This is a genomic window from Streptomyces sp. STAM6 (assembly GCF_054963715.1).
Window position 1 is genome coordinate 1 of record NZ_JBUEFZ010000068.1, and the last position, 7,676, is coordinate 7,676.

8 protein-coding genes are annotated in these 7,676 nt (G+C 71.9%); 4 read left to right on the plus strand and 4 right to left on the minus strand.

Annotated features, from left to right (window positions below; all coding sequences use genetic code 11):
- Window positions 1-278 precede the first annotated feature (278 nt).
- The 4 genes from ACY34K_RS33450 to ACY34K_RS33465 all read right to left on the minus strand — a co-directional run bounded on the left by ACY34K_RS33450 (window position 279) and on the right by ACY34K_RS33465 (window position 2,527).
- Entirely contained in the window at window positions 279-833 is a 555-nt protein-coding gene (locus ACY34K_RS33450) for a TetR/AcrR family transcriptional regulator (protein WP_462753974.1), read from the minus strand.
- Window positions 833-1,153 (minus strand): DMT family transporter, encoded by a 321-nt coding sequence (locus ACY34K_RS33455; RefSeq protein WP_462753976.1) that lies wholly within the window; start codon window positions 1,151-1,153, stop codon window positions 833-835. Before ACY34K_RS33455 ends, ACY34K_RS33450 begins: the two co-directional genes overlap by 1 nt.
- A gap of 64 nt (window positions 1,154-1,217) precedes the next feature.
- Window positions 1,218-1,397 (minus strand): hypothetical protein, encoded by a 180-nt coding sequence (locus tag ACY34K_RS33460; RefSeq protein ID WP_462753978.1) that lies wholly within the window; start codon window positions 1,395-1,397, stop codon window positions 1,218-1,220.
- A 101-nt stretch (window positions 1,398-1,498) separates the two neighbouring features.
- Window positions 1,499-2,527, minus strand: a complete 1,029-nt coding sequence (locus ACY34K_RS33465) for a LacI family DNA-binding transcriptional regulator (protein ID WP_462753979.1) — start codon at window positions 2,525-2,527, stop codon at window positions 1,499-1,501.
- A 316-nt stretch (window positions 2,528-2,843) separates the two neighbouring features.
- Here ACY34K_RS33465 and ACY34K_RS33470 point away from each other — a divergent pair, with 316 nt between their 5' ends.
- From ACY34K_RS33470 to ACY34K_RS33485, 4 genes are all read left to right on the plus strand, one after another.
- Window positions 2,844-4,175: an ABC transporter substrate-binding protein gene (locus ACY34K_RS33470; protein WP_462753981.1), complete on the plus strand. Its 1,332-nt coding sequence runs from the start codon at window positions 2,844-2,846 to the stop codon at window positions 4,173-4,175.
- Window positions 4,176-4,180: 5 nt separating this feature from the next.
- Entirely contained in the window at window positions 4,181-5,191 is a 1,011-nt protein-coding gene (locus ACY34K_RS33475) for a carbohydrate ABC transporter permease (protein WP_462753983.1), read from the plus strand.
- Window positions 5,188-6,063: a carbohydrate ABC transporter permease gene (locus ACY34K_RS33480; protein ID WP_462753984.1), complete on the plus strand. Its 876-nt coding sequence runs from the start codon at window positions 5,188-5,190 to the stop codon at window positions 6,061-6,063. The genes ACY34K_RS33475 and ACY34K_RS33480 overlap by 4 nt, the downstream gene beginning before the upstream one ends.
- Before the next feature lie 192 nt (window positions 6,064-6,255).
- Window positions 6,256-7,668, plus strand: a complete 1,413-nt coding sequence (locus ACY34K_RS33485; protein ID WP_462753982.1) for a GH1 family beta-glucosidase — start codon at window positions 6,256-6,258, stop codon at window positions 7,666-7,668.
- The last annotated feature ends 8 nt before the right edge of the window (window positions 7,669-7,676 follow it).

Genomic DNA, 7,676 nt, shown 5'->3' on the forward strand with positions numbered 1-7,676 from the left:
TACAGGGACAGCTCCGCGGTGCCCCCTGCCGAGAATGCCGCAGCACCCACACCGTCGCACTCATCTACGAAGGCACCGTCGTCATCTCCTGCGAGCACTGCGGCGGAGCCACACCCAAGGGACAACTCACCCCGAACGCCACGTGAGACCCCGGCCGACTTCGGGGGTCTGCAAATCCGGCTGGTCAGCCGGACCGCCGGCCACCCGGTCCGCCGCGTCCCACAACGCCCCGCGCCGCCGACGGGCGCGCCTCGCGCGGTGAAGGTCTCGGAAAACCGTTACCGGGACGCCCCGATCACGCGTGCGAGCGCGTCCCTCGTGTACTCCTCGTCGTACTGCCCGCCCGTCAGCAGCACTTGCAGGCAGATGCCGTCGAGCAGGGCCACCAGGGCACGGCCGGTGCGCGGGTCGGTGCGCCGGGCCAGCAACTCGGAGACCTCCTCGCACCACTCGGCGGCGACGGCGCGCAGGGCGGGGCGGCGCAGGGCGGCGAGGTAGAGCTCGTACTCCAGCTCCGCACCGGCGCGGTCGCCGTTCAGCCACTGGCCGGTCAGCCGGGCCAGTTCGGCGGCGAGGTCGCGGTCCGGGTCGTCGAGGGTGCCCCCGTGTTCGCGTACGACTTTCGCGAAGCCCTCACTGGCCTGGCGAAGGGCGGCCACGAGGAGGTCGTCGAGGGTCTTGAAGTGATAGGTGGTGGAGCCGAGCGGCACGTCCGCCTCGGCAGCCGCGGTGCGGTGGCTGAGCCCGGCGATGCCCGAACGGCCCACCACGCGGATCGCGGCGTCGATGATCCGCCGGCGCCGCTCGGGGTCGTACCGGCGCGCCGCCGCCATCAGTGCGCCCCGCCGAGGTTGAGCAGGACGACTCCGGCGATCACGAGGGCGATCCCGGCGAGCCTGGCCGGTCCGGCGGACTCGCCGAGGAAGAGCATGCCGATCGCGGCGACGGCCGCGGTCCCCACCCCGGCCCAGATCGCGTACGCGGTGCCGACCTGCATCACCTTCAGTGTCTGCGCGAGCAGCGCGAAGGCGAGCAGATACCCGGCGACCGCGCCGACCGAGGGCCACAGCTTGCCGAACCCGTCGCTGTACTTCATGGCCGTGGTCCCGGCCACCTCCGCCGCTATGGCCGCGGCCAGCAGTCCGTATCCCATGTGTACGAGTGTACGCATCGCTGTGTACGGGCGTACACAGAGCCGCTTCCCAGGGATTCGGGCGTCAGAAGAGGGTGGGGTCGTCGCCCCGCTGTCCGGGGGCCGCCGTGCCCGGCAGCTCCTCCTGGTGGCCGAGCGCGTCCACCGCCGGGACCCGGCGCATACTGCCCTCGCAGAGGACCAGGGCGCGCGGCGTGCGCTTGTGGTCGTGGACGGAGACCATGCCGAAGGTACTCGTGGGCACGCCGGCATAGATCCCTTCACATACGGGGCACTGGACCCGGGGACGCCTCGCCATGGGCACAGTGTCGTACAGGGCACTGACAACCGGCGAGACCCGGCGACTCAGGTGGAGTCCCGGACCACCAGCTCCGTGGGGAGCACCAGCCGGCGCGGGCCGCCCGTCTCGCCCTTGATCTCCTGGAGCAGGACGCGGGCCGTCACCCGGCCCATCTCCTCGATCGGCTGGCGCACGCTCGTGAGCGCCGGATCCATGTGGCGGGCGACGGCGGAGTCGTCGACGCCGACGAGGGCCACGTCGTCCGGGACGCGGCGGCCCGCCTCGCGCAGGACACCCCGGGCGCCCGCCGCCATGACGTCCGACGCGGCGAAGACCCCGTCCAGGTCGGGGCAACGGGCCAGCAGTTCGCGCATGGCCCGGCGGCCGCCCTCCTCGGTGAAGTCGGCCGGGGCGACGAGTCGTTCGTCGGCCGGGAGGCCGGCCGCCTCGATTCCCTGGCGGTAGCCGTCGAGTCGGCACTGGGCCGCGTACATGTCGAGGGGGCCGGTGATGGTGGCGATCCGCCGGCGGCCCCGGCCGGCCAGGTGGTCCACCGCCGAGCGGCCGGCGCCGACGTTGTCGGAGTCGACGTACGGCACGGGTTCGGCCGCCGAGCGGCGGCCGTTGAGCACGGCGGGCAACCGCAGTTCGCGGACGAGGTCGGGCAGCGGGTCGTCGCCGTGGACGGAGACCAGCAGTACGCCGTCGACCCGCTGCGCGGCGAGGTACTGCTCGAAGCGCTGGCGCTCCTTGCTGGAGCGGACCAGCGTGAGCAGCAACTGGACGTCCGCGTCGGCGAGTTCCGCGCTCACCCCCCGGATGATGTCCAGGAAGTACGGCTCGGCGAAGAGGCGGGCCTCCGTCTCGGGTATGACGAGCGCGACGGCATCGGTACGCGCGCCCGCCAGCGCCCGGGCGGCGCGGTTGGGAACGTACCCCAGCTCGGCGATGGCCCGGCCGACCGCCTCCTTCGCCCGGTCACTGACCCGGGGGGAGCCGTTGATCACCCGCGACACCGTGCCGCGGCCGACCCCTGCCCGGGCCGCGACCTGCTCCAGCGTGGGCCTGCCGGTCCGCCGTCCACTCACCGCCATCGGTCTCCCCTCGCACGCGTGTGTGACCAGTTCACTCGAGGCTCCCCCCGGTACCGCCTCCAGCGGGAGCGTACCGGTCCCCCGCCGAACCTGGGTGGGAGCGCTCCCAAGACGGGGGCGCCCAGGTTCTTGACACGCGCGTCCGCCGGGAGCACTCTTCCGGGGCAAGGCAGTGTGGGAGCGCTCCCATACGCGGCGGGAGACCGCCCGGGCGCGCCCACGCGGCTCCGGAGCCCCAGCCGGAGGCGGGGCTTCGATATGTTCGGCCCACGCACCTTGTCCGGGAAGAACCCACTGTTCCGTACCAGGAGGACGCATGCGCACAGGTACCCGCACGTCCCGCCGGGGGGCGGCCCTCGCGGTCGTCGCCGCACTCGGTGCGGGGCTCCTGGTCGGCTGCGCCCAGGACGGCGACGAGCCCGCGGCCGCGGGCAGACCGAACGGCGTCGGCGAAGGCAGGATCACGCTGACGGTGGGCGTCTTCGGCGCGTTCGGCCTCAAGGAGGCCGGCCTCTACGACGAGTACATGAGGCTGAACAAGAACGTCGTCATCAAGCAGACGTCCATCGAGCGGAACGAGAACTACTACCCGCAGCTGCTCACCCACCTCGGCACCGGAAGCGGCCTCGCCGACATCCAGGCCGTCGAGGTCAACAACATCGCGGAGATCACCGCCACCCAGGCGGACAAGCTGGAGGACCTGGGTCGCGCCGCGGGAGTGCGCAAGGACGGCTTCCTGCCCTGGAAGTGGGCCCAGGCCACCACCGCGGACGGCAGGACGGTCGGGCTCGGGACGGACATCGGGCCGCAGGGCATCTGTTACCGCAAGGACCTCTTCGCCAAGGCCGGCCTGCCCACCGAGCGGGAGGCGGTGGGCAGGCTGTGGGCCGGCGACTGGCGCAAGTACCTGGCCGCCGGCAAGCGGTTCAAGGCGAAGGCGCCCAAGGGCACGGCCTTCGTGGACTCCGCGTCCGGGGTGATGGCGGCCATCACGGGCAGCAGCGCCAGGCGCTTCTACGACGAGGAGGGCAAGGTCGTCTACAAGACGAACCCGGCCGTGAAGGAGGCGTGGAACATCGCGGCCTCCTTCGCGACGGAGGGACTCACCGGGAAGCACCAGCAGTTCACGCCCGCCTGGGACCAGGGATACGCCAACGGCACCTTCGCCACCGTCTCCTGCCCCGCCTGGATGCTCGGCTACATCCAGGACAAGGCGGGCCCGGCGGGCAAGGACAAGTGGGACGTCGCACCCGCGCCGCGGCCCAGCAACTGGGGCGGTTCCTTCCTCGTGGTCCCCTCCACCGGGCGGAACAAGGCGGAGGCCGTCAAGCTCGCCGCCTGGCTGACCGCGCCCGAGCAGCAGGCGAAACTCTTCGAGAAGCGCGGCAGCTTCCCGAGCGCGTCCGCGGCGTACGGTCTGCCGGCGGTCTCCGGCGCCCGGCACCCGTACTTCGGCGACGCGCCCATCGGCCGCATCTTCTCGCAGGCCGCGCAGGGCGTCCCGGTCACCATCGTCGGACCGAAGGACCTGATCATCGCGCAGAACCTGGCGGACGTCGGCATGCTGCAGGTCGATCAGAAGGGTGCGTCACCGGAGGAGGGCTGGAACGCGGCGGTGGCGGCGATCGACAACGCCCTGGACCAGTGAGCGGCGTGCCGGGCGAGGCCACCGATGCCGAACCGCCCTCGGCATGGGCCCCGGGCTCCTCGGGGGCCGCGGCCGCGGGTGTCCGCGCGGCGGGCCGTGAGCGGGGCGCGTGGCGGAGCAGGGTGTACCGGTGGGACATCCGGTGGAGCCCGTACGCCCTCGTCGCGCCGTTCTTCCTGTTCTTCGCCGCCTTCGGGCTCTTCCCCCTCCTCTACACGGGCTGGGCCTCGCTCCACCGCGTGGAGCTGACCGCCCCCACCGACATGGAGTGGGTGGGGCTGCGCAACTTCACGCGGCTGCTGGAGGACGAGTTCTTCTGGAACGCCCTGAGGAACACCGTCACGATCGGTCTGCTGTCGACCGTGCCCCAACTGCTCATGGCGCTCGGCATCGCTCATCTGCTCAACCAGCGGCTGCGCGGGTCCACGTTCTTCCGCGTCGCCGCCCTCACCCCGTACGCGACCTCCGTCGCCGCCGCGACACTGGTCTTCGTGCTGCTGTTCGGGCGGGACTACGGGATGATCAACTGGGGACTGGGGCTGGTCGGGATCGACCCGGTCGACTGGCAGAACGGCCGCTGGACCTCGCAGATCGCGGTGTCCACGATCGTGATCTGGCGATGGACCGGCTACAACGCGCTGATCTACCTGGCGGCCATGCAGTCCGTCCCCCACGACCTGTACGAGTCGGCGGAGCTGGACGGCGCGTCGCGCTGGCAGCAGTTCCGCCATGTCACGGTCCCTTCGCTGCGGCCCACCATCCTCTTCACCTGCGTCGTCTCGACGATCGGCGCCACCCAGCTGTTCGGCGAACCGCTGCTGTTCAACGGCAGCGCGGGCGCGACCGGGGGGTCGGAGCACCAGTTCCAGACGCTCGGCCTCTATCTCTACGAGCAGGGCTGGGTGAACCTGCACCTCGGCCGGGCGTCGGCGATCGCCTGGGCGATGTTCCTGATCCTGCTGCTGGTCGGGGCGGTCAACTGGCTGCTCGCGCGCCGTCTGCGCAAGAGCGCCTGACGAGACGGAAGAGACGAGGAGACGACGTGTGGAAAGCCGAGCGCGCGGGCCGTCACCCGCGCGGCGGACGGGTCGCCCGTGCCGCGCTGATCGTCTTCACCGCGGTCTCGCTGTTTCCACTGGTGTGGACGGCGATCGCGGCGTCCCGGAGCAACACCCGGCTGGCCCGGACGCCTCCTCCCTTCTGGTTCGGCTCGAACCTCTTCAGGAACCTCGAAATCGCCTGGACCGACGCCAACATGGGCGTCGCGCTCCTCAACACCACGATCGTCGCCACGACCGTCGCGGCCGGTACGGTACTGACGTCCACGCTCGCCGGCTTCGCCTTCGCCAAGCTCCGCTTCCGCCCGAAGAACCTCCTCCTGCTGCTGGTGATCGGCACGATGATGGTGCCGCCGCAGCTCAGCGTCGTACCGCTCTACATGCTGATCGCCGAGCTCTCCTGGACCGACCGGCTCCAGTCCGTCGTCCTGCCGACCCTGGTGAGCGCCTTCGGGGTGTTCTTCATGCGGCAGTACCTGCTGCAGGCGCTGCCCACCGAGCTGATCGAGGCGGCCCGCGTGGACGGTGCGAGCAGCCTGCGCGTCGTGTGGCACGTGGTGTTCCCCGCCGCCCGGCCGGCCATGGCGGTGCTGGGCATGCTCACCTTCGTCATGGCCTGGAACGACTTCTTCTGGCCCATCATCGCCCTCACCCAGAACGGCAGCCCGACGGTGCAGGTGGCGCTCACCGGTCTCGGCCGGGGCCATATCCCCGACCAGTCGGTGATCATGGCGGGCGCACTGCTCGGGACCCTGCCGCTGCTGCTCGTCTTCGTGATCTTCGGCAAGCACATCGTCGGCGGCATCATGCAGGGCGCCGTCAAGGGCTGACACCTCCGCAGCCCCGCACCCCGTCACCTCCTCACCCGTCGTCCCCTCACCCGTCGTCCCCTCACCCCTCACCTCCTCACCCGTCGTCCTCTCACCCGTCATCCCTCGACCCCGTCATTCCCGTCCCGGCCCGCCCGGCCGACTCGCCCGTCTCCCTCCCCTCCCCTCCCCTCCTCGCATCGGGAGCCCGCCATGACCGTCAGCTTTCCGCCCGGCTTCCTGTGGGGCACCGCCACCGCCGCGTACCAGATCGAGGGCGCCGCCCGGGAGGGCGGCCGGACCCCGTCCATCTGGGACACCTTCAGCCACACGCCCGGCCGGACGCTGGGCGGCGACACCGGCGACGTGGCCGCCGACCACGTCCACCGCCGGGCGGAGGACGTCGGGATGATGGCGGACCTCGGGGTGAACGCCTACCGCTTCTCGGTGTCCTGGCCACGCGTGCAGCCCGGTGGCCGGGGCCCGGCCGATCAGCGGGGCCTCGACTTCTACCGCCGGCTCACCGACGACCTGCTCGCCCACGGCATCACCCCCGTCCTCACGCTCTACCACTGGGACCTGCCGCAGGAGCTGGAGGACGCGGGCGGCTGGCCGGAGCGCGCGACCGCCGAGCGGTTCGCCGACTACGCCCGTCTCGTCGCGGACGCCCTCGGTGACCGCGTCCGGCACTGGATCACCCTCAACGAGCCCTGGTGCAGCGCCTTCCTCGGCTACGGCTCCGGCGTCCACGCCCCGGGACGCACCGACCCGGTCGCCGCCCTGCGCGCCGCCCACCACCTCAATCTGGCCCACGGCCTGGCCGCCCGGGCCGTGCGCTCCGCGGCCGCGGCACCGGCCCGGGTCTCGGTCAGCCTCAACACCGCGGCCGTCAGGGCCCGGAGCGAGGATCCCGCGGACCTCGACGCCCGGCGCCGGATCGACGCGCTGGCCAACCGGATCTTCACCGGCGCGATGCTCCACGGGGCGTACCCCGACGATCTGCTCACGGACACCGCGCGCCTCACCGACTGGTCCTTCGTCCACGGCGACGACCCGGCCGTCGTCCGTCACCCGCTGGACTGGCTGGGGATCAACTACTACGCGCCCACCGTGGTGTCCGCCGCCCCCGACAGCACGGGATCCGCCGAGGCCGACGGGCACGGCGCCGGCGAACATTCGCCCTGGCCGGCCGCCGAGGGGGTCGCCTTCCACCAGCAGCCGGGCGAACTCACGGAGATGGGGTGGGCGGTCGATCCGACCGGGCTGTACGACCTGCTGATGCGCTGGACCCGCGAAGTGCCGGACCTGCCGCTGATGATCACCGAGAACGGCGCGGCGTACGCCGACAAGCCCGCCGCCGACGGCACGATCCACGACCTGGACCGCATCCGCTATCTGCACGGCCATCTGGAGGCCGTGCACCGCGCGCTCGCGGACGGCGCGGACGTCCGCGGCTACTTCCTGTGGTCGCTGATGGACAACTTCGAATGGTCCTACGGCTACGGCAAGCGCTTCGGCATCGTCCACGTCGACTACGCCACCCAGGTCCGCACCCCCAAGGCGAGCGCCCACTGGTACGCGCGCCTGGCCCGCTCGGGCGTGCTGCCGCGGCTGCCCCTGGAATAGGAAGGGGC

Excerpts from the sequence above, each read along its gene's own strand:
- ACY34K_RS33470 (WP_462753981.1), top strand. The coding sequence starts at position 2,844 with ATGCGCACAGGTACCCGCACGTCCCGCCGGGGGGCGGCCCTCGCGGTC.
- ACY34K_RS33465 (WP_462753979.1), bottom strand. The coding sequence starts at position 2,527 with ATGGCGGTGAGTGGACGGCGGACCGGCAGGCCCACGCTGGAGCAGGTC.
- ACY34K_RS33450 (WP_462753974.1), bottom strand. The coding sequence starts at position 833 with ATGGCGGCGGCGCGCCGGTACGACCCCGAGCGGCGCCGGCGGATCATC.
- ACY34K_RS33485 (WP_462753982.1), top strand. The coding sequence starts at position 6,256 with ATGACCGTCAGCTTTCCGCCCGGCTTCCTGTGGGGCACCGCCACCGCC.
- ACY34K_RS33455 (WP_462753976.1), bottom strand. The coding sequence starts at position 1,153 with ATGGGATACGGACTGCTGGCCGCGGCCATAGCGGCGGAGGTGGCCGGG.